The following is a 21,341-nucleotide window of genomic DNA, read 5'->3' on the forward strand; positions in this document are numbered from 1 at the left end:
ACACACTCCGAATGCAGGCAACCTACCAAATCGGCCCCGCGATATCTAGAACACGTTCTAGGATGCGGCCGCGCCGTCCTACTCATCGGGAACGCGGCCTCATCGGGAACGCGGCGTCCTACCCATCGGGAATCAGCAGGATGCGAGCCGCGGGGCCGACGCTCAGCCCTGCGCGGCCAGCCGCACGAAGGCCGCGGTGTCGAGTGTCTCCCCCCGAGCAGTGGGCGCGATACCCGCAGCCACCAGCCGTCGCTCGGCCTCCACCGGCGAGCCGGCCCAACCGGACAGTGCGGCCCGCAACGTCTTGCGGCGCTGCGCGAAGGCCGCATCGACCACGGCGTACACCCGCCGCCGGTGCGCACTGTCCAGCGACCACGGCGGATTCTCGAAGCGCTCGATCCGCACCAGACCCGATTCGACTTGCGGTACCGGCCAGAACACCTGGCGACCGACCGCCCCCGCCCGGCGGACGGTGCCGAAGAAACCCGCCTTCACACTCGGCACCCCGTAGGTCCGGGAGCCCGGATCGGCCGCGAGCCGGTCGGCCACCTCGGCCTGGACCATCACCAATGCCGTTCTGATGCTGGGTAATTCGGCCAGCAGATGCAGCAGCACCGGCACCGCGACGTTGTACGGCAGATTCGCGACCAGCGCGGTCGGCACACCGGGCAGATCCGCTGCCGAGACCCGCAGCGCATCGCCCGATACCACCGCCAGCCGATCGGCCAGTTCGGGCGCACGCTGCCGCACCGTCTCCGGCAAATGCTGCGCCAGGACCGGATCCAGCTCCACCGCGATCACCCGGTCGACCACATCGAGCAGAGCCAGGGTCAGCGACCCCAGCCCCGGGCCGACCTCGAGTGCCACATCCCCGCGCCCCACCCGGGCCGCTCCGACGATGCGCCGCACGGTGTTCGCATCGTGCACGAAGTTCTGGCCGAGCTGTTTGGTCGGCCGCACACCGAACCGTTCCGACAACACCCGAACTTCGGCGGGACCGAGCAGTTCGGCCAGGCCACGGGCTTCGTTCACAGGTTCGGACACGCCCGTCAAGGTACCAAGCGAACCGCACCGGACCAGCGTCCGATCACCCCACCGTTCCGAGCGGGACAGCACCGGCTCCGAAATCCGAGTAGACGGCGGTGCGCTGATGTAATCAGCTGATGCCGAGGCGGCTGGTACAGGAGGGCCAGGCACCCCAGCCTTGGCGTTCCCTGGTCACCTCGGCGATGGCGATCTGCTCTTCGCGGGTGGCGAGGTCGGGGCGTTCGGCGTAGCGGGTGCCGCCCTGGCGGGCCCACGTGTTCTGATCGAACTGAATTCCGCCGTAGTACCCGTTGCCGGTGTTGATGGCCCAATTGCCGCCGGATTCGCATTTGGCCAGCGCGTCCCAGGTGGCACCGTCGCGGACGGGCGGGACCTCGGTACCCGGTTTGGCACCCTTGCGGACCGTCTTGGGCTCGGCGGGGACGATGACACTGTGGTCGACGGCCTCGCGGGATGCTTCCTGGCCGTTGACGTACGACACGGAGTAGGTGACGTCCTGTTCGCCGGCCTTACCCGGGTGCTCGACGACGGTCCGGCTCATATTCAGCTCGGTGTCCTCGATGACGTTCTCGGGCGGATCCAGCGGTTCGCGCTGGGTGACCGTCTCGGTATGCCGGCGGGTGACGGTGATCTTCATACCGTCACGCAGCTTGGTATCCGCGGACGGCTCCACCGTATCCTCGCCGGCCAGCGGCGCCCCCTGCACCTTCAGCAGTTCCCCGACGGTCGGTGCGGCCAAGCGCACGTATCCGGCCGGCTCACCGTTGTCGGACAGTTCGACGGTGCGCGGGCTGGTCACCGCCATCGAGGCACCGTGTAACGGCAGCGGGGTGGGACGCGAGGGCGAGGCGAAGACATCGTCCGGGATGTGCAACTGGGTCAGCGCGTCGGCGACGGTGGACGCGGTGGTCCAGACCTTCTTCGTACGGCCGTCGAAGGTGAGCGACAGCTCGCGGGCGCGGTGGAGCTCGATGGTGGCACCGTTGGTGACGTCGGTGTCCCCGCCGGGGCTGACCTCGTCTCGGCCGGTGAGCCGGAAACCGCCGGCTTTCAGCACGTCGCGAACCTCGGAGGACATGGTGTCGACGGTGGTGCGCTGCCCATCGACGACCAGCGCCACGGTTTTGCGATTCACGATCGCCATACTCGCCCCGATGATCAGGGTGATCAGCAACGCGGCGATCGCCGCGTAGAGCAGCGGCGAGCGCGACGTGTTGATCCGCTGGAGAGCGGATATCCGAAACTCCGGCATGGTCACAATACGATAACGAGCAGGTTGGGCCTCGGCAACTTCATGCCGTGGAACAGGGGATTTCCACATCACGATTCAATCTCGGTGACGAGGAAATATCACGACCGCGCAATCGTAAGTGAACCCGAGCACACCGGCAGGGCGAAGTCCGCTTCTGTGACGTACCGCACGCGCGCAGCGGCCATCGCCCCGCACGTGAGTCAGCGCGGCAGCCGGTAGATCCGCTCCGCATTGGCGGTGGTGATCGCCGCGAGGTCGGTCGGATCCTGACCGCGCAACCCGGCCAGCGCCCGCACCGTGTACGGCAGGCAGTACGGCTCGTTGGGCGCACCACGGAACGGATGCGGGGTGAGGAAAGGCGCATCGGTTTCGACCAGAATCTGCTCGTCCGGCACCAAGGTGGCCGCATCCCGCAATTCGTGGGCGTTCTTGAAGCTCACCGTGCCGGAGAAACTGAGCACGTATCCCTCGGCCACACAGGCCTGCGCCATATTCGCGTCGGAGGAGAAGCAGTGGAAGATCACCGTTTCCGGCGCCCCCTCGTCCAGCAGCACCGCGAGTACATCGTGATCGGCCTCACGGTTGTGGATCATCAGCGGTTTGTCCAGGCGCTTGGCCAGGTCGATATGCCAACGGAACCCCTCGACCTGATCCTCGACGGCGGCACAACCGTCGAGTTTGCCGGGCCAGTAGTAGTCCAGGCCGGTCTCGCCGACCGCCACCACGCGCTCGTCGGCGGCCAGTTTCTCCAGCTCGGCCCGGGTGGCGTCGTCGAGTGCGTTCGCCCGCGTCGGATGCAGGGCGACTGCGGCGTAGACCCGCGGATCCCAGTGCGCGGCGGTGACCGCGAAGCGGGCCGCGTCCAGATCGTCGGCGATGGTCACCACCCGTCCCACCCCCACGGCGGCGGCCCGGTCGACCATGGCGGCAACCGATTCCGCGTCCTCGGCGCCACAGGCGTCGAGATGGGTGTGTGCGTCGATCAGCGGCGCCAGCGGTTCGGGTGGCTCGGGCGCGGGTCGTTTACCGGGCATCGGACCAGATTAGACAGGCCCGCCACGGCCCGTTGCCCCCGGCGCCGGGTCACCTCGATATCGGCGTGAGCCGAAATCGGCGGCGGATTACAGTGGACACACCATGAGCGCACCCGAACTCACGTCGACCCCCCAGACACCGAACGCTGCCCCGGCTTTCTACATCACCACGGCGATCGCCTATCCCAACGGCGCGCCGCATATCGGGCATGCCTACGAGTACATCTCCACCGATACGATTGCGCGTTTCAAGCGGCTCGACGGCTACGACGTGTATTTCATGACCGGAACCGACGAGCACGGCCAGAAGGTGCAGCAGGCCGCGCGCGCCGCGGGCGTCTCCGTGGAGGAGTACGCCGCGGGTAATTCGGATGTGTTCGAGCGCATGGACTCCGCGCTCGATATCTCCTACGACCGGTTCATCCGCACCACCGACGAGGATCACCTGGCCGCCAGCATCGCGATCTGGGAGCGGATGCAGGCCGAGGGCGATATCTATCTCGACACCTATTCGGGCTGGTATTCGGTGCGTGACGAGGCGTTCTACACCGAGGAGGAGACGACGGTCGGCGCGGACGGGACACGCGTCGCGACCGAGACCAACACCCCGGTGGAGTGGACCGAGGAATCGAACTACTTCTTCCGGCTGTCGAAATATCAGGACCGGCTGCTCGAACTGTACGAGACCACGCCGGATTTCATTCTGCCCGCGACCCGGCGCAACGAAATCATCAGCTATGTGAAGGCGGGCCTGAAGGATCTGTCGATTTCGCGGACCACCTTCGACTGGGGTGTTCCGGTGCCCGGCGATCCGGCCCACGTGATGTACGTGTGGGTGGACGCGCTCACCAACTATCTGACCGGTGTCGGTTTCCCGAATACGGATTCGGCTGCCTTCCAGCGTTTCTGGCCCGCCGATGTGCACATCATCGGCAAGGACATCACTCGCTTCCACACCGTCTACTGGCCGGCATTCCTGATGTCGGCCGGTGTCGAATTGCCGAAACGCGTTTTCGTGCACGGTTTCTTGTTCAACAAGGGCGAGAAGATGTCGAAATCGGTGGGCAATGTGGTGGACCCGCTGGCGCTGGTCGAGCAGTACGGCCTGGACGCGGTGCGGTTCTTCCTGCTGCGCGAGATCTCCTACGGTCAGGACGGCTCCTACAGCCACGACGCCATCGTCGGCCGGATCAACACCGACCTCGCCAACGAATACGGCAACCTGGTGCAGCGCAGCCTGAAGATGGTGGCCCGCGATTTCGATTCGACGGTTCCGACCCCGGGCGAGTTCACCGAGGCCGACCGCGCGCTGCTCGAGCGCGCGAACGCGCTGCCGGAACGCTGCCGTGCCGAATTCGACGTGCAGCAGCTGCATCTGGCATTGGAGGCGATCTGGCTCACCCTGGGCGAGACGAACAAGTACTTCTCGGCGCAGCAGCCGTGGGCGCTGGCGAAGTCCGGAACGCCGGAGGATGTCGCGCGTGAGGCCACTGTGCTGTACGTGACCCTCGAGGTGCTGCGGATCGTGTCGATCCTGGTGCAGCCGGTGATCCCGGGTTCGGCGGGACGGATTCTCGATCAGCTAGGCCAGACCGGGCGCACGTTCGCCGACCTGGCCACCCCGATCGAGGCCGGTCTGGCGCTCCCCGCTCCGGAACCGGTGTTCCCCAAATACGTCGAGCCGAAAGCGAAGTAGGCGAGGCGGCCGCATGGAACCGGACCCTCCACGCAGTACTGCCCCCGCCGTCGACTCGCAGTTCGCCCAGCGGCACCGTACCGCCCGCGCGCAGACGCTCGGTGCGGCGCCGCGCGGGCGGATCATCGATGCGATGGTCGAATGCGTCGGCGCCCGCGGCTATTCCGCGACGACGCTGACCGATATCGTCGGCTCGGCACATGTCTCCCGCAGCACCTTCTACGAGCATTTCGAGAACAAGGAACACTGTTTCGTCGAGGCGGTGCACGCCGGTGCGGATATCGTCCGCGCCCGCATCGCCGACGAGCTGGCCGAACTGCCCGCCACGGCCGACCCCAGGCAGCGGCTCGAGACCGTCATCACCACGTTCTGCGCGGTGGTGGCGACCGAACCGGATTTCTCCCGGCTCATTCTGGTGGACTCACTGCTGGTCGGCGAGGCCGCCTCGAGGTTCCGCGACCTGGCCGTGGACTATTTCGCATTCCTGTACGGCAGCTTCCACCACCAGGCCCGCCAGATCGATCCGGAGCTGCGCGAGGTCCCGGATGCGTCGATCGCGCTGGTCCCCGATGCCATCGCCGAACGCACCCGCCGGGTGTTGGTGCACCAGGGTGCGCAGCACGTGCCGGCATTGGCCCCCGGCTTCGTCGAGTTCGCGAACACGGTGCTGGGTCTGATCTGCCAGCCCGCGCCCGCATAGCGAGCAGTGCCGGGCTACCTGCCCGAGCCGCGAAGACTGCCTCGACGTTCGCGCGGGAGCACGCTGCCCACCACGGCGCACGACATGCGTCAGCGCCCCCGCGCCGCGAGCACTGCATCGTAGAGCTCGCGGCGTGAGGCTCCGCCCGCCCTGGCGGCGACCTGTGCGCAGGCGTCCTTGAGGCGGGCGCCGTCGGCGACCAGCTCCTCGACCTCGTCCACCAGATCGACCGGATCGGCGGAAACAGGTTGGGCACCTTCGACGACGACCGTGATTTCGCCGCGTGCGCCCTCGACCGCCCACTGTGCGAGTTCGCCGAGACCGCCGCGCACAACTTCCTCATAGGTCTTGGTCAGCTCCCGGCAGACAGCCGCGCGACGCTGGGCGCCGAGTACCTGCGCGGCGTCGGCCAGGCAGTCGGCCAGTCGGTGTGGTGACTCGAAGAACACCACCGCCCGGGTCTCGGTGACCAACGTGGACAGCCACTGCTTGCGCTGCCCGGACTTGCGCGGCGCGAAACCATCGAATGCGAAGCGTTCCATCGGCAGGCCGGACAGCGCGAGGGCCGTGGTCACCGCGGACGGTCCCGGCAGGCAGGTCACCGGCAGCTCGTGCTCGATGCACGCGGCGACCATCCGATACCCCGGATCGCTGACCGACGGCATCCCGGCATCGGTGACCAGCAGCACGGTCTTGCCGGCCTCGATCTCGCCGAGCAGCATCGGTATCCGTGCGGTCTCCACATGGTCGTAGAAACTCACCACCCGGCCGGTGATCTCGATATCGAGGGCCTTGGCCAGAGACTTGGTGCGGCGGGTGTCCTCCGCGGCGACCACCTCCGCGGTCGCGAGCGCATCGCGGAGCCGCGCAGACGCATCACCCACCTCCCCCATCGGCGTCGCCGCCAGCACCAGACGCCCGGTGTGCTCCATCGCCGTCCTTTCCGCAACCGTGTCCACCCATCACACCGCACTGCCGGGGCGTGCCGCTATCCAGGTCCGCTCACCGCCGCGCAACCCACCCTCACACACCGCATACGATCGGGTGCGTGACCCAGCTGACCGATACGCGACCGGCGATCGGCGCGGGCCCGGCCTCGTCCAGCCCGGCGCCGCTGCGCCCCTCGCCCGATTTCGGACCCACCGATCGAGCGCGCGGTTGGATAGTCACGATCGTCCTGACCGCGATCGCGGCGATCACCCGGTTCACGATGCTGAACTACCCGACCGACGCCGGCACTCCGGTCTTCGACGAGAAGCATTACGCACCACAGGCCTGGCAACTGCTCACCGGTGGTGGGGTCGAGGACAATCCGGCCTACGGGCTGGTGGTGCATCCCCCGGTGGGCAAGCAGATGATCGCGCTGGGCGAGGCACTGTTCGGCTACAGCAGTCTGGGCTGGCGTTTCACCGCGGCGATCTTCGGCTCGGTGCTGATATTGCTGGTCATCCGCATCACTCGGCGGATGACGCGGTCGACGCTGGTCGGTGCGATCGCGGGCATTCTGCTGATCGCCGACGGGGTGACCTTCGTATCCTCCCGGATCGGGATGCTCGATATCTTCCAGGCGGTATTCGTCGTGGGCGCCTTCGGCTGCCTGATCGTGGACCGCGATCAGGTTCGGGCGCGGCTGGCGCGCGCGGATGCGGAAGGCCGGATCGCACTGTCGGATTTCGGGCCGCGCCTGGGAGTTCGATGGTGGCGCTTCGGCGCCGGCGTGCTGCTGGGCCTGGCCTGCGGTACCAAATGGTCGGGTCTGTACTTCATCATGTTCTTCGGCCTGATGACCGTGTGTTTCGATGTGGCGGCCCGGCGCGCCTACGGCGTGAAACGCCCCTGGGTGGGGGCCGCGGTACGCGATATCGGGCCCGCTCTGTACGCGCTGGTCGTCATCCCGCTGCTGCTCTATGTGGCCAGTTACTGGGGCTGGTTCGCCAGTGAGGACGGGTACGACCGGTATTCGGTCGGCAATGCCATCGGCGCGGGTGGTACCTGGTCGTGGGTGCCCGATGTGCTGCGCTCACTGGTGCACAATCAGGGCGAATCGCTGAAATTCCATGAGAGTCTGACCAATTCCGCGGGCAATCATCACCCGTGGGAATCCAAGCCGTGGTCGTGGCCGATGGGCCTGCGCCCGATGCTGTACTACTACGCCGACAACGGCGTCACCGGCTGCGGACAGGCGGTCTGTGTGAAGGCCGTGATGCTCATCGGCACACCTGCTATGTGGTGGGTATCGCTGCCGATGCTCGGATGGGCGCTGTGGCGCAGTATCACTCGTCGCGACTGGCGCTACGGCGCGGTGCTGGTCGGCTATCTCGCCGGCATTCTGCCCTGGTTCGCCGATCTGGACCGCCAGATGTACTTCTTCTACGCGGTACCGATGGCACCGTTCCTGGTGATGGGTCTCGCGCTGGTGCTCGGCGACATCCTGGGCCCGGCACCGCTGCGGCGAACCCGGCCGGGTCGATGGTCTGCCGTGGCGAGCGAACGCCGCAGTCTGGGGCTGTTACTGGTCTGCCTGTATGTGGGGCTGGTGGTGGCGAACTTCATCTATCTCTGGCCGATCCTCACGGGCCTGCCGATCACCACCGGTAATTGGCACAACCATCTGTGGTTGCCGAGCTGGCGTTAGCCGATCACGCCGAGTGCGGCGCGCACGTAGTGCAGTGCGGTGTCGTCGTCCAGACCCAGCCGCCGGGCCACGGCCACGTATTCGGATGCGGCGCGGCCCGCGATATCGCGGGTCGGATCGCCGGAGGAGGCGATGAACGACCCCCTGCGGCCACGGGTTTCCAGTACCCCGTCCTGCTCGAGTTCCCGGTAGGCGCGCGCGACGGTGTTGGGTGCCAGCCCGAGTTCGACGGCCAGGGCGCGCACCGTCGGTATCTTCGTTCCGGCGGTGAGCTCGCCCGAACGGACCCGGGCGACGATGCCCAGGCGCAATTGCTCGAACGGCGGCACCGTCGACTCGTGGTCGACCGAAATTTCCAGCATCGGCGTTTACACCTCGTCACGCGACAGCGGGCAGGACAGGCAGCGGGGCCCGCCACGACCGGAACCGAGTTCGGATCCCGGGATGGTCAACACCTCGATGCCCGCCTCGGCCAGTCGTGTATTCGTATTCTCGTTGCGTTCGTAGGCCACGACCACTCCGGGAGCAAGCGCGAGGGTGTTGTTGCCGTCGTCCCATTGTTCGCGTTCCGCGGTGACCCCGTCCAGACCAGTGTCGATGACCCGCAACTTGTCGATGCCCATCGCCGCCGCCGCAGCGGGCAGGAACGGGTCCGGTCCGCTCATCCGAACCGAATCGCCGTCCGCCCGGATAGTGAACGCGCACAACGAATTCTGCACCCCCGGGTACATCACGACCGCATCGGTGTCGACCATCGTGCAGACCGTGTCCAGATGCATGGTGGCGCGATTCTGCGCGATCGGCACCACCAGCACGGTATGGGCGATGGCATCGTCGAACAGGCTGCGCGCCAAGGCTTCCGCACCGGCCGGCGAGGTGCGCTCCCCTACGCCGATGGCGACCACCCCGGGCGCGAGCAACAGCACGTCACCGCCTTCCATCGGCGCGGTATGCGATTCGTAGGCGCGGCGCACCCCGAGGAATCGCGGATGGAAGGCGTAGACCAGGTCGGTCAGTGAGGTCTCCCGGGCGCGCGCGGGCAGCGCCAGTGAGGTGATGGCAACCTTCGGGCCTACCCAGAACGACGAATCGCGGGTGAACAGGAGATTCGGCAGCGGGTCGATGACGAAATCGGTGCCGTGGTGCATCCGCCGAACCAGGGAGGTGGCGTCCGGCTCGAACGGCAGTTCGTCGAAGGTCATCCCCGCCATGAGGATTCGGGCCAGCTGTGGCCCCGGGACCGCGCGCAGATGCGCCTTCAGCTCCTCGGCCAACGGGAAACCGATGCGACGGGCGTCGACGGCGGCAGTGATACCCATGCTGCGTCCGGCGCCGCTGACCGCGAGGGTTTCGGCGAGCAGATCCGCCAGCAGCAACACCTCGACCCCGCGCCCGCGCAGCACGTCCGCGAAGATCTCGTGCTCCTGCTGGGCACGCTCGACCCACGGAATTCCGTCGAACAGCAGCTGATCGTTGTTGCGCGGGGTGAGCCTGCGCAACTCGTCCCCCGGACGATGCAGCAGTACCGCCCGCAACGTCCCGACCTCGGTCGTCACGGAAAACGGTCGCGCCGGCGGCACAGCATCGGTCTCCATGTTCCGACCGTATCGGGCGGTGCCCGGCTTGGCACGTAATTGTTCGCGTACCGCGCCGGAACCGCGGGGGCGAACGCAGATTTCCGGTTCCACCCCGGATCCAGCAAACCTCAAGTATGGTTAAGGAATGCAGCATACGACCTGGCATACCAAGGAGCTCACCCCGGGCCAGCTGTCCGAACGCAGTGGTGTCGCGGTGTCGGCACTGCATTTCTACGAACGCGAAGGACTCATAGCCAGCCGCCGCACCAGCGGTAACCAGCGCAGATACTCCAGGGAAACGTTGCGCAGGGTGGCCTTCATCCGGATCTCGCAGCGGGTCGGAATCCCGCTCAGCGAAATCCGCCGCGCTCTGGATACTCTACCGGAGGGACGCACTCCCAATCGCAAGGATTGGGAACGATTGTCGATAACTTGGCGTACCGACCTCGATCAGCGCATCGAGCAGCTCACCCGGCTGCGCAACAGCCTCACCGACTGCATCGGCTGCGGCTGCCTGTCCCTGGGCAGCTGCCGCATCGTGAACTTCCACGACCATCTCGGCGAGGAAGGACCCGGCGCCCGGACACTGGATGTGAGCATCGACGGCGCCCGGACCACGGGCTGCGAGGACGCGGCGGACCCGAATCCCGCGACGGCCGACTGCGGGCCCACCTGTGAGGTCACCGACGCCGGGCCGGTCAGCGAAGAAATCTGTTGAACTGATCGTTCGCGCGGCGCATCGCGAATTCGTAGGGCCAGGCGAACTTTCGCGACCACCAGTAACCGAACCGCACATCGAAGGAGGTGTAGACCAGGAAACGGTTCTTCTCGATACCCCGCAGAATCGCCCGAGCTGCCTTCTCGGGCGAGGCTGCGTGCCGCTGAAAGCCCTTCACATAGCGCCGTATTCGCGGATCCTCGCGGTCGATACCGGCGATTTCCACGGTCTCCACCAGATGCGTGTTCACCGCACCCGGTACCACCAGGTGCACCGTGATGCCGTGTCGCTCCAGATCGAAGCGCAAAACCTCCGACGCCCCGCGCAAACCGTATTTACTCGCGCTGTAGGCCGCATGCCAGGGGAAGGCCAGCAGTCCGGCCGCCGAGGACACATTCACCAGGGCGCCCCCGCACCCGGCACGCACCATTGCCGGCACGAAACTTTCGATGACGTGAATCGGGCCCATCAGATTCACATCGACCATCGACCGCCAATGCCGATGCTCGAGATTCTCCACCGTGCCCCAGGCGGACACGCCGGCGATATTCATCACCACGTCGAGGCTGCCGTGCCGATCGTGCACATCCGCGGCGAAGGCGGCGACCGCCTCGTAATCGCTGACGTCGAGTGCCCTGGACTCCAGCACCTTTCCGCCGGCCCGGCCGATCACCTCGACGGTTTCCGCCAGACCGGCGGCATCGATATCCGTCAGCACCAGCTCGGCGCCCTGTTCGGCCGTGGCGATCGCGGTCGCCCGGCCGATTCCACTGGCCGCACCGGTGACCAGAGTCTTCTTGCCACTCACGGACTTCAAGCGATCACGCACGCCGTTCCTCGAATGCTCTGCGGTGATGCCCGTCGCGGACGAACATCAGGACCGTGTTATCTCCGTTGCCCAGGAGCATACTGGCTACCCCCCGTTCCGCGCCGGTACCGGGCCGATCACCGCGCTAGTCGTCGAGCGGCCACACCCGGATCATGCCGCGTACCGGCTCCGGCCCGAGCCTGGACAATTCCACCCGCACCCCGCCCCAAGCGGCCCCGTCGAAACGGAGGCGCAGGTCGAATTCTTGTGCGGGATCATCGCGTTCACCGGCGAAGACGGTGGCGCATGCGGCACGGTAGCGCCGCAGATCGTCGGGATGCACCCGCGGCAGCTCGGTACTCCAGCGCTGCAGCGGTGCCGGCGGCGGGCTCACCCACTCGTAGACCAGCCCCAGCGACAATTCGACGAAGGCGACACCGGCATCATCGGACCGCGAGGCGATCCGGGTGATCGCCAGATCCGGATCGGGCCGGGGCGGGGCGGTATCGGTGATCTCGTGCACCAACGCCCGAGTGACCCGCGCAGTGCCCTCCGCCCCGGTGTGCCGATCCTCGTCGTGCACCCCGACGACCAGCTGGAAGGTTCGAACGACGTCGTCGTCACCGCACACCACCAGTTCGCCCTGCCAGCGCCCCGACGGGTCGGCACCCGACACCACGGCGATGTACTCCATCCGGCCGTCGAAACGCACCACCCGGCCGAAGATCTCCGGCGGCGTTCGTACCACCCGGACCTGCTGGGGATCCCGCCCGAAGACCAGCTCCTCGAGCCCCGGGCCGTGATGAGCCAATTCGGTACCGGAATCCCAGTCCCATGCGGCGACGGCACGCCGAGGCGGCGGATCCTGCCCGATCGGTCCCACCCACAGCTGCACCCCGTGCACGACACCGAACGCACACCGCACCGCAACGGCGACCGCGGTGCAGGTCCCGGCGGAGACGACGACCGGTGCGTCATCCGAGTTCGCGGTGGACGCCTCGTGCACGGCGACCACGGCCAGTGCGGCGGCGCCCGCCCCCAAGGCCCGCCCCGCACGCGACAGCGGCACCCAGTCCCGGAAGCGATGGCCGTCGGCGACGATCGACGGTGGCGTGACCAGTGTGTCGACCAACAGCCACGACGAGACCACCCCGCCCGTACCGGCCATCCCCGCGATCAGATCCGATGCGCCCCACGGGAAACCCGCGGCAGCTCGAGATCGAGCGGAATACGCCCCTCGGCGAGATGCGGTTCGGCCTCGTCGGCAGGCATCGGACGGGCGATCAGAAACCCCTGGGCCCGATAGCATCCGAGGCCGACCAGGGTGCGGGCGGCGACCGCCGTCTCCACTCCCTCACCGACCACGCCCAGGCCGAACGACCCCGCGAGGCCGACGATCGACTTCACGATCGCCAGATCGTCGGTACTGGCTCCCAGGCGCTGTACGAAACCGCGGTCGATCTTGACCGCGTCCACCGGGAGCGCCTTCAGGTGTGACAGCGAACTGTAGCCGGTGCCGAAATCGTCGATCGCGATCTGCACACCCATGCGCTTGAGCCCGCGCAACGTCACCTGGGTCCGGGTCAGATCCGACACCACCACATGCTCGGTGATCTCCAAACACACCGAACTGCCGTCGATTCCGTGCCGGCGCAGCACATCTTCCACACACTCCACGAAATCCAGGCTGACCAGCTGCACCGGGGAGACATTGATGCGGATCACCACATTCGAGGCCAGCCCGGCCCGCCGCCACTTCGCGAACTGTGCGCACGCCGTGCGCAGCACCCAGCGCCCCAGCTCACCGGCCAGGTTCGTCGCCTCGGCGACGCCCACGAACGCGCCCGGTGGCAGCAGTCCGCGCGTCGGGTGCTGCCAGCGCACCAGCGCCTCCAGCGCCACGATGCGCCCGGTCCGCAGATCGACTTCGGGCTGATAGTGCAACAACAGCGAACCGTCGGAGACCGCGCCGCGCAGATTCAGCTCCACATCGTCCTGCAGCTCGAATTGCGCACGCATCGCGTCGGTGAAGACCGCGACCCCGTTACCACCACCGGATTTCGCCGAGAGCAGCGCGTGATCGGCGCGGCGCAGCACATCGGCCACCGTGGTCTCACCGGGCATCCCCAATGCCACACCGACACTCGCGCCCCGGCTCACGGTTTCCCCACCCACCGCGACACGGCGCGTGATGAGCTGCTGAATCCGGGTCGCCTCGAGTTCGGCCGCCACCGGATCCACCGGTTTGGCCGGCACGATCACGAATTCGTCGCCACCGAGCCGAGCGATCATGTCGTTCGGGTCGAGATGCTCCCTGAGCCGCGCCGACAGCTTGCGAATGAAGTTGTCGCCGGCGGTGTGGCCCAGAAAGTCGTTGAGAGCCTTGAGCCGATCGAGGTCCAAGAAGAACGCCGCCACCGGACCAGGACTACCCGGCCGTAAGCGGTCCTCCATATGCTCGAGCAGCGCCCGGCGGTTGGCCAATCCGGTCAGATCGTCGTGCAATGCGATGTAGCGCAAACGCTCCTCGGCCACGACCCGGGCCTGCAACTGCGCCAGCAACGCGGCAATCGCCTTGAGCACATTGATTTCGCGCGTACTCCACTCCCGGTCGCCGGATTTCATGAACCCCAGCAACCCGGTGGGTTCCCCGCGCGAGATGAGCGGCACGGTCGCGGTGGTCACATCGCCGAAGCCGGAGGAACGCCGGATCGTCTCCTGATAATCGGAGAATTCCGAGGGCCGGGCGATCATCGGTTCGGTCGCGTGTTCGATAGCGCGGAATACCGAATCGGCCTGTTCGAAATAGACCACGCGCAGCGGGTCCGGCTCCGGGACTTCCGGCCGCGGTGGCCATTCCGCGATCAGGACCGTTGCCCGTCGCTCCCGGTCGGTATGGCGGACGAAACTGAAATCGACGTCGAAGTAGTCGACCAGTTTCGCCAGCACTCGTTCGGTCGCCGCCACCATCGTCGTGGCGTCGACACCCATCAACTCCGCGGCGACCTGGGTCACCAACGAGTCGAGCGTTCGCCGAGGCACCTTGTCTCCGATCGCGCTATCCACGGCATGTCGAGGCTGGGACGGCCGCACCCCGAGCGCCGCTGACTCCGCCCTGAACCGAGGTCAGTGTATCGGCGGATGGCGCCGATATCGCGGCGAGTTCGCGGACGTGTGCTGCGAAAAATTCGCCAGGCGTTGCGACGCGGCCGACATCGCGGAGGCAAATCCGGTCGTCAACGGCCATGTCGACGCAGCGCCTCGGGTACGGCTTCCAGCCCTGTCATTGTGGTTCCTACTCTGTTGCTACACGGCGCGGCGCGGCCTTTCGGCCAGTATCCGTCATTGTGCCGGAATTGACCAGACGTCCGGCAAATATGCCGGAAACTAGTCCTACACTCCGGAATTACACCCGATCATCACGTCGACACGGGATGACATCTCGCGATATAAAACCGACCGGTCCACAAACGGCTACCTTTCAGCAACCAGAAGATCACACCAGGATGGAAATGAACAACTCCAGCCGGTCGGCGCCGTGCCAGACCTCGATCTCCTCCTGATAGGCCCGGGCGATCTCGGCCGACACCGTCGCGTCGTCGACCTGCGCCCAGACGTCCTCGACCGGATCGTGGTAGTCACCGTTGGGCTCGAAGCGGGCGTAGACCCCCTTCGGCACCCGGATCATCACATCACCGACCGGCACCGTCCCCACCGACGAACACTCGTGACTCACGAGCACGTTGTAGTTGCCGGCCGGATCCGGCACGTACACGGTGTACAGCGAGCCGGCGACCCCGCGATCACGCAGCCGGTCGCGTAGGAACTCGATCAACTCACTGTTGCTGACCTTGAAGCTCGGGCGCACCCGCGGCACCACCAGGCCGCCGTAGATCGCCTCGTCGAGGACCACGATCGAATAGCTCATCGAGGATCTACCGCCAAATACAGATCGATCTTGTACGCATGTGGATAACACTCGAAATCGCCGGTGAAGGTGCGCTTGATCTGGTTGTGTTCCTCGGCGTAAGCGATCTGGGTCCACAGATCGGTCATGATCTGCGGGAAATTTCCGACCGAAGAGAACCGCGCATACGGCCCGGCGGGTAGCCGGGACACGATATGCCCGCGCGTCACCTGCTCGAACGACGAGCACTCGTAGCCGACGATCTGAGTATTGAAGGTGCCCGGATCCGGCGCGAAATCGGTGTAGGCACACGCCAGCGGACCACCCAGCTCCTGATGCAGCACGGCGGCCCAGGCCGCCTCGAGATCATGGTCGCGCAGTTCCCCGAGCGCACGCTTCGGACTGCGCACCGGTAGCCCGGCGACCCACGTCTCGTCCCGTTCGACGATTTCGAACTGCATGCAAGAACTCTCTCGATGTGATCGCGATGCGCCGCGCAACCGGGTATTGCGGCGACCGTCCGGCTGGAAACGCCCATGCTATCAACATCGAATAGGAGCGACCGGTGTGTCCGGTGGTACCAACCGCTGATCAGGCGACCAGTTGACCAGGGCGAACGCGGACTCCGACACCCGCACGGCCCCGGCCGTCACGGGCGACCGCACCGCGACCATCGCGGACCACCGCTCGGACCGACCGAATCGGTCGACCACGACGAACGGCGAGATTCGGACAGTGTGTCCGACTGTGCAAATTCCGAGCTATCGCGCCGACGATCCAGCACCCGGAGATGGCAGAAACCCACCACGGCGGCAGACTCGTACCGACGGCCAGCGAGCGGAGAGGGCAACGATGATGACGGGTGCCGGCGACGAACCACGACCCGACGCGGCCGCCTATCCCGATCTCGACCTCATGGACGCGCACCTGGTCGAATGCCGCGCCTGCCCCCGCCTGGTCGCCTGGCGCGAACAAGTAGCCCACGACAAACGCGCCGCGTTCCGCGACGAGACCTACTGGGGCCGCCCGGTGCCCGGCTTCGGCCCCGCCGACGCCTCCATGCTGATCTCCGGCCTGGCGCCCGCCGCTCACGGCGGCAACCGCACCGGCCGCATGTTCACCGGCGACCGCAGCGGCGAGGTCCTGTTCGCCGCCCTCCACGCCATCGGCGCAGCCAACCGGCCCACCGCCACCAGCCTGGACGACGGCCTGCACCTGAACGGCATCCGCATCACCTCCCCCGTGCACTGCGCCCCACCGGACAACAAACCCACCACCGGCGAACGCGACCGCTGCCGGCACTGGCTCGTCAACGAACTCGAACTCCTGGCTCCCACCCTGCGCTCGATAGTCGTCCTCGGCGCCTGGGGCTGGCAGGCCCTCCTCCCCGCCCTCGTCGAAGCCGGCTGGGATCACACCCGCCCCACCTTCGGCCACGGCGTCCACTACCGCATCGCCCCTGTCGCCCCCGGCCGCCACCACCTCGACCTGTACGGCTGCTACCACGTCAGCCAACGCAACACCTTCACCGGCCGCCTCACCCCCGCCATGCTCGAAGCGGTCCTCGCACAAGCCGCCACCAGCGCCGGCCTCCACCTCACCCCACCCCGAACCTGACCGCCACGGTGTTCGAATAGGCCTCGACCAGGCGATTCGGAATCTCCCGCCCACACCTGCTAAAGTTCTCCTCCGTTGGCTCGGAAACGAGCCACGGGGCTATGGCGCAGTTGGTAGCGCGTCTCGTTCGCATCGAGAAGGTCAGGGGTTCGATTCCCCTTAGCTCCACTTTGATTGCAGGTCAGGGCGGGTTTCTTCCGCCGAATACCTACCCCGGTTGGTCGGATCTTCCAACAAAGTCACAGCGCATCCGAACGCCGGCGGTGCCCGGGGCCGACTGTCCGCCGACGGGTGTTCACCGCCCGTACCGAATCGATAGCAGCCGTTGCGTTTTCACTCTGGGGTCAGCACGCCCTCGAGCACCCGGCGTAGCAGGTGCTCGAACAAATCTTCCGCGCCCGCGTCGCGGGTCGAAGCGGCAAGCGCTTGCGCGAGATACCGATGATGACCAGCCTCGGCGATTTTGTGAACGTAAGCCGCGTGGGTGATACGGCGTGACCGACTCGTTGCCCTCCCGTCGAGCTCGGCGCGCGCGAATTGCTGGACGAGCGCATTCAGTACCGCGACTGTCTGCAGTTTCACCGGTCCCGGCACATCCACGTCCGCCATTGCCCGCAGTGCGTACTCGAGGTAGTCGATTCCCCGGGGTCCGACACGTAGCGGCTCGATCGGGATATCGAGCAACCACCGATACCTCGTGTAGACGTTCATCGCCCGGGTTCCCAACGCAATGAGGTCGTCGATCGCCGAACCGCTCAGCGGTACGTCGACGTCGATCTCGCCGGCAGCGGCGTCGACCATGAGGTCCAGCACGTCGTCGCGGCCCGACACATAGCGGTACAGCGCCGACTGGCTCACCCCGAGCCGGCGTGCGATCCGGCGCGTGGATACAGCGGCCAAACCGCCCTGGTCGGCGAGCTCGATCGCCGCGGCGGTGAGTTCGTCCCGGCTGTGTGACGGGGCCGGACCGCGCTTACCATCGGCGCGCTCCCACACCGTCGGGTCCGCCTTCCCTGGCTGTTCCACTCGCCATACCCTCTCCTCGCCGACGCCGGATTCTGCACTATCCTAAAACTGCGTTCACTGAACGCTATTCAAGGAGGCTCGGAATGACATCGCACAACGCATGGGGACCGCGACGATGGGCGCACAACGGAGCGGTACGTCTCGCGTTCGACCAGTTCGCGCCGGGGCGAGGCAGGGAGCCGCTGCTGATCGCCACCGGATTGGGCGCGAACCGGCACTGGATCCCCGACGGCTTCTGCGAGCAACTCGTCGACCACGGTTTCGCCGTAGCGCGATACGACCAACGCGACGGCGGCGAATCGACCCACCTGCCACCGATAGCCGTGCGAAACCCGATCACCGCGCTCCTGAGCCGGCGCGGTGAGGCGTACACCGCTGAGGACATGGCAGACGACGCAGTAGCAGTTCTCGACGAGCTGGGCTGGAACTCGGCTCATGTACTCGGGGTTTCCCTCGGCGGCGCGGTCGCCCAGCGCGTCGCACTCCGGCACCCCGACCGCGTGACAACCCTCATATCGGCCGACGCGATCCCCGGAGATGTCACCGGACTGAGCACTCTGCGCTACATCCGGTTGGGTACGCTCGCGAAGTTCGCCAAGGTGAAGTTTCCCGACACCCAGGAGGGCGCGGTCGAGGCAGGCGTCGCGGTCGCGAAACTGCTTGCCTCTCCCCAGCGTGCATTCGACGAGCCCACTGTACGAGCGAGGTTGGAACACAACCCGGACAGCGGAATTCACGATCAAGAGGCGCAGAGCCGGCAGATCGGCGCCCAGTGGCACGGTCCGGCGATCACCGAGATCGCTCGGCCCACCCTGGTCATCCACGGCGAAGACGACCCGCTGATCAAACCCCGTGCCGCTCGTACTATCTCCGCACGGATTCCCGGCTCTCGCCTGCTACTACTGCCCGAAGTCGGACACGACCTACCCGAACACGCATGGAAACCCATCGCTACGGCGATCCGTGAACTCGCAGACAGGCAGGCACGGTGAAACTCGGCCGACCGACCTTCACCGCGGCGCTCACTACCATCGGCATCATCTCGGCAGCCGCGACCGCATACGCCGCCCCGAACCGGTCGGCGCCCATCGTGTCCTATCGCGCGGCGCTGGTCACCGCGTAGCGCTTGAAGAGCGGTTCGTCCAGCGGCCCCGGCAGGTAGCCGAGTCGGAGGCCCGAAACGCGGCATCGCGTAACCTCGGCGCTGGTCGAGTTGCCCGGAACCTGCCCCCGATCCGAATACCTGCCCGGTATGAAAAACAGGGCTGGGCTCGCGTGCTGAACCTCGCCAGCGACTCCGCCGTCGTGATCCCCGCGGAGATGATCCACTACGGGATGACGAAGACGTCGCTGCTCGCCGTCACCGTGGCTTCGCCAAGGACGCCGCCGGCACCGGCGTCACCGTCAACTCCGTCGTCGCCGGACCCACCCACACCGGCGGTGCCGTACGCGTGGACGGCGGGTATATCGACTCCATCCTGCCCTGACGCACTGCTGATCCGAGGGGTCGGCAGCGATGCGGCACGTCGAGCCGAGCGGGTCCGAAACGTCCCGGCGGCGATCTCGGTGCGGGCTGTTACCTCCGGTCGGGTTGCTACCAGCGGTAGGATAGGCACCATGAGCGGTAGTAAGAAGTACTCTGTGAGTCTGCCGGAAGACCTGGCAGATGCCGTGCGCGAGCACGTAGGCTCTGGCAGCTTCTCCGCATACATCGCCGAAGCGCTCCAACAACGGGTCGCCATGGACAAGCTCGGCGAAATCGTCGCCGACTACGCCAAGGACAACGAGCCGATCAGCCAGGAAGAAATCGATGCCGCCCGCGCGGCACTGCGCCACGACAAGAACGCACCCGGGGCAGCAGCCTGATGCCAGGCACTCTCCTGCTCGACTGCGAGGGCTTGTCCAAGCTCTACCACCGTGACCGACAGGTCGTCATACACGTCGAAGCCGCTCGGCAGGAAGGCATCCGAGTAGGCACCACCGCCATGACCCGATTGGAAGCAGAGGACCGTCGACTCAACAAAGCACGGATCGCCTGGGTCCTCTCTCGTCTCGACTTCCACGAAATCACTAGAGCAGCAAGCGATTCTGCGGCCGACCTACTCAGGACTCACCAACTGCACGGGCACAAATACGCCATCGACGCAGTCCTCGCCGCCGTAGCCCGCGGCGCTGCACCCCCCGTTACCATCCTCACCTCTGATCCCGAAGACCTGTCGATGCTGTGCGGGGCAGGAATCGAGATCATCAAAGTTTGACGGTTACCCGGCGAGGGCGGTGAGCGCAGCCGTGTGGTCCACCTGCGGTCCGACAACTCCCCTGCACAGCACCGCATTATGAGTTCCACAACCCGACACAGAGGGCGGTAGACACCGACTTTTTACGAGCTGTCGAATACTGATCGCATGTCGACCGGCAACGTCGGCCACGTAGTCAGCTTCCGGCCGGTTCCGTGAAGACCTCGTCGAGTTCGGTAACAGTAGTGGCATTTTCAATCCAACAGTCGAGTTGTGTAATCGTCGCGGACTCGATGCGATCGGTCATATTCTTCGAGACGCCGAACCGTGCCTCGAGCATTCCCCGCAGGTGCTCAGCTCTACTCTTGGTATAACCCCGCGCAAACAAGCGTTCGGCCGTCGTCGCTTCGACCTCTCTCGTGTCGTATCCGAGTCGTTCGAGCTGTGGGTTCAGCTCGACCCAGAAACATCCCATCCACGCACCGGGCCGGTCGCTGAATATTTCGTTGGTGTGAATCGCCCTGAGTGCCTGCAGATGCCAGGCTCTGAGCTGGTGGAGGTCCGTGCAGCCGATCAGCTGGTTCTCCTGGTTGTGACTCAACTCCATCCCCCGGGCACGGAGGACGGTCTGCACGGCCCGGCCGGCTTCTTCGATCCGGCCAGCCGTAAGGAACTCCTCGGCGGCGCCGACCGATGCCTTTCCTTGCGTGGTCGCGGTCATGGATAGAAAGCTACGCTGAGCTACCGACAGATGGAGAGGTCGCGCACCGGTGAATCCGGGGACTGCGATCCGTCAGGTCAGGGCCACAATGCTGGCGCACGGGCGCGCGCTGAGCACCGACGCGTGCACACAGTGGATCGAGGCCGATTTCACCGACCCCAATCTCCTGCTGACCCGCGCGTCGGCCGAATTCGCCCCTGTGGCTCTCGGCAGGTCTCGGGACTGATCGGCCGTCCGTCCAGGACATCTAGCTTTCCATGTGCAGAACCGTATCTATCCAATACGTTAGAGCACACGTCCATCTGGGACGATCTGGTCGAACGGGCAGCTGACCACAGTGACACGGACTAGCCATGCCTGCCTGGC

Annotated in this window: 22 protein-coding genes, 1 tRNA gene and 1 pseudogene; 11 read left to right on the forward strand and 13 right to left on the reverse strand. The window is 66.3% G+C overall.

Translation table 11 applies throughout. From position 1 onward, the window contains the following. Window positions 1-162: 162 nt before the first annotated feature. The 3 genes from rsmA to NV2_RS05060 form a co-directional block, all read right to left on the reverse strand. On the reverse strand, window positions 163-1,044 hold the full coding sequence (gene rsmA, locus NV2_RS05050; RefSeq protein WP_067869986.1) for a 16S rRNA (adenine(1518)-N(6)/adenine(1519)-N(6))-dimethyltransferase RsmA: 882 nt from the start codon (window positions 1,042-1,044) through the stop codon (window positions 163-165). Window positions 1,045-1,156: 112 nt separating this feature from the next. After that, window positions 1,157-2,284, reverse strand: coding sequence for a resuscitation-promoting factor (locus NV2_RS05055; protein WP_067870371.1), 1,128 nt, complete (start codon window positions 2,282-2,284; stop codon window positions 1,157-1,159). Between the two features lie 215 nt (window positions 2,285-2,499). Beyond that, window positions 2,500-3,333: a TatD family hydrolase gene (locus tag NV2_RS05060; RefSeq protein WP_067869989.1), complete on the reverse strand. Its 834-nt coding sequence runs from the start codon at window positions 3,331-3,333 to the stop codon at window positions 2,500-2,502. Window positions 3,334-3,436: 103 nt separating this feature from the next. Between NV2_RS05060 and metG the strand changes: the two genes are divergently transcribed. Beyond that, on the forward strand, window positions 3,437-5,029 hold the full coding sequence (gene metG, locus NV2_RS05065) for a methionine--tRNA ligase (protein WP_067869992.1): 1,593 nt from the start codon (window positions 3,437-3,439) through the stop codon (window positions 5,027-5,029). 13 nt (window positions 5,030-5,042) lie between these two features. Continuing rightward, window positions 5,043-5,729, forward strand: a complete 687-nt coding sequence (locus NV2_RS05070; RefSeq protein ID WP_067869995.1) for a TetR/AcrR family transcriptional regulator — start codon at window positions 5,043-5,045, stop codon at window positions 5,727-5,729. 89 nt (window positions 5,730-5,818) lie between these two features. Here NV2_RS05070 and rsmI read toward each other — a convergent pair whose 3' ends face one another. Next, window positions 5,819-6,661, reverse strand: coding sequence for a 16S rRNA (cytidine(1402)-2'-O)-methyltransferase (gene rsmI, locus NV2_RS05075; RefSeq protein ID WP_067869997.1), 843 nt, complete (start codon window positions 6,659-6,661; stop codon window positions 5,819-5,821). A gap of 116 nt (window positions 6,662-6,777) precedes the next feature. Here rsmI and NV2_RS05080 point away from each other — a divergent pair, with 116 nt between their 5' ends. Next, entirely contained in the window at window positions 6,778-8,364 is a 1,587-nt protein-coding gene (locus NV2_RS05080) for a dolichyl-phosphate-mannose--protein mannosyltransferase (RefSeq protein WP_067870000.1), read from the forward strand. Here the strand turns inward: NV2_RS05080 and NV2_RS05085 are convergent. After that, a complete protein-coding gene (locus tag NV2_RS05085) occupies window positions 8,361-8,726 on the reverse strand; it encodes a GntR family transcriptional regulator (protein ID WP_067870003.1) in 366 nt (121 codons plus the stop codon). The genes NV2_RS05080 and NV2_RS05085 overlap by 4 nt on opposite strands. Before the next feature lie 6 nt (window positions 8,727-8,732). Beyond that, a complete protein-coding gene (locus tag NV2_RS05090; RefSeq protein WP_067870373.1) occupies window positions 8,733-9,959 on the reverse strand; it encodes an arginine deiminase in 1,227 nt (408 codons plus the stop codon). Between the two features lie 127 nt (window positions 9,960-10,086). Here NV2_RS05090 and soxR point away from each other — a divergent pair, with 127 nt between their 5' ends. Further along, the gene (soxR, locus tag NV2_RS05095) at window positions 10,087-10,659 is read left to right on the forward strand and encodes a redox-sensitive transcriptional activator SoxR (RefSeq protein WP_084473896.1); all 573 of its coding nucleotides are present in this window, start codon (window positions 10,087-10,089) and stop codon (window positions 10,657-10,659) included. Here soxR and NV2_RS05100 read toward each other — a convergent pair. The 5 genes from NV2_RS05100 to NV2_RS05120 all read right to left on the reverse strand — a co-directional run bounded on the left by NV2_RS05100 (window position 10,640) and on the right by NV2_RS05120 (window position 15,835). Continuing rightward, the gene (locus NV2_RS05100) at window positions 10,640-11,488 is read right to left on the reverse strand and encodes an SDR family oxidoreductase (RefSeq protein WP_067870006.1); all 849 of its coding nucleotides are present in this window, start codon (window positions 11,486-11,488) and stop codon (window positions 10,640-10,642) included. The genes soxR and NV2_RS05100 overlap by 20 nt on opposite strands. Window positions 11,489-11,612: 124 nt before the next feature. After that, window positions 11,613-12,635: a GAF domain-containing protein gene (locus NV2_RS05105; protein WP_067870009.1), complete on the reverse strand. Its 1,023-nt coding sequence runs from the start codon at window positions 12,633-12,635 to the stop codon at window positions 11,613-11,615. A gap of 8 nt (window positions 12,636-12,643) precedes the next feature. Beyond that, window positions 12,644-14,458 carry a bifunctional diguanylate cyclase/phosphodiesterase gene (locus tag NV2_RS05110; protein ID WP_067870375.1) on the reverse strand — a complete coding sequence of 605 codons (1,815 nt, stop codon included), beginning with the start codon at window positions 14,456-14,458 and terminating at the stop codon, window positions 12,644-12,646. A gap of 505 nt (window positions 14,459-14,963) precedes the next feature. After that, window positions 14,964-15,395 carry an effector binding domain-containing protein gene (locus NV2_RS05115; RefSeq protein ID WP_067870012.1) on the reverse strand — a complete coding sequence of 144 codons (432 nt, stop codon included), beginning with the start codon at window positions 15,393-15,395 and terminating at the stop codon, window positions 14,964-14,966. Beyond that, entirely contained in the window at window positions 15,392-15,835 is a 444-nt protein-coding gene (locus NV2_RS05120) for a GyrI-like domain-containing protein (protein WP_067870014.1), read from the reverse strand. The genes NV2_RS05115 and NV2_RS05120 overlap by 4 nt, the downstream gene beginning before the upstream one ends. Window positions 15,836-16,226: 391 nt before the next feature. On the opposite strand from NV2_RS05120, the gene NV2_RS05125 reads away from it, so the two are divergent. Further along, window positions 16,227-16,991: a uracil-DNA glycosylase gene (locus tag NV2_RS05125; RefSeq protein WP_373863534.1), complete on the forward strand. Its 765-nt coding sequence runs from the start codon at window positions 16,227-16,229 to the stop codon at window positions 16,989-16,991. Window positions 16,992-17,086: 95 nt separating this feature from the next. Further along, window positions 17,087-17,159: transfer RNA gene (locus NV2_RS05130), tRNA-Ala, on the forward strand. Between the two features lie 165 nt (window positions 17,160-17,324). Here the strand turns inward: NV2_RS05130 and NV2_RS05135 are convergent. Beyond that, on the reverse strand, window positions 17,325-18,017 hold the full coding sequence (locus tag NV2_RS05135) for a TetR/AcrR family transcriptional regulator (protein ID WP_067870017.1): 693 nt from the start codon (window positions 18,015-18,017) through the stop codon (window positions 17,325-17,327). Window positions 18,018-18,100: 83 nt separating this feature from the next. On the opposite strand from NV2_RS05135, the gene NV2_RS05140 reads away from it, so the two are divergent. From NV2_RS05140 to NV2_RS05150, 5 genes and pseudogenes are all read left to right on the forward strand, one after another. Further along, window positions 18,101-19,009, forward strand: a complete 909-nt coding sequence (locus NV2_RS05140; RefSeq protein WP_067870020.1) for an alpha/beta fold hydrolase — start codon at window positions 18,101-18,103, stop codon at window positions 19,007-19,009. Further along, a complete protein-coding gene (locus NV2_RS32620; protein ID WP_281198523.1) occupies window positions 19,006-19,140 on the forward strand; it encodes a hypothetical protein in 135 nt (44 codons plus the stop codon). Before NV2_RS05140 ends, NV2_RS32620 begins: the two co-directional genes overlap by 4 nt. A gap of 92 nt (window positions 19,141-19,232) precedes the next feature. Beyond that, window positions 19,233-19,504 (forward strand): annotated as a pseudogene (locus NV2_RS30660) (SDR family oxidoreductase); the annotation flags it as partial. Between the two features lie 130 nt (window positions 19,505-19,634). Continuing rightward, a complete protein-coding gene (locus NV2_RS05145) occupies window positions 19,635-19,883 on the forward strand; it encodes a ribbon-helix-helix domain-containing protein (protein ID WP_067870023.1) in 249 nt (82 codons plus the stop codon). Then, window positions 19,883-20,275, forward strand: coding sequence for a DNA-binding protein (locus NV2_RS05150; protein ID WP_067870026.1), 393 nt, complete (start codon window positions 19,883-19,885; stop codon window positions 20,273-20,275). The genes NV2_RS05145 and NV2_RS05150 overlap by 1 nt, the downstream gene beginning before the upstream one ends. Window positions 20,276-20,450: 175 nt before the next feature. Here the strand turns inward: NV2_RS05150 and NV2_RS05155 are convergent, their stop codons facing one another. Beyond that, window positions 20,451-20,975, reverse strand: a complete 525-nt coding sequence (locus tag NV2_RS05155) for an RpnC/YadD family protein (RefSeq protein ID WP_067870029.1) — start codon at window positions 20,973-20,975, stop codon at window positions 20,451-20,453. Between the last annotated feature and the right edge of the window lie 366 nt (window positions 20,976-21,341).

This window comes from Nocardia vermiculata NBRC 100427 (assembly GCF_001613265.1).
Classification (GTDB): Bacteria; Actinomycetota; Actinomycetes; order Mycobacteriales; family Mycobacteriaceae; genus Nocardia; species Nocardia vermiculata.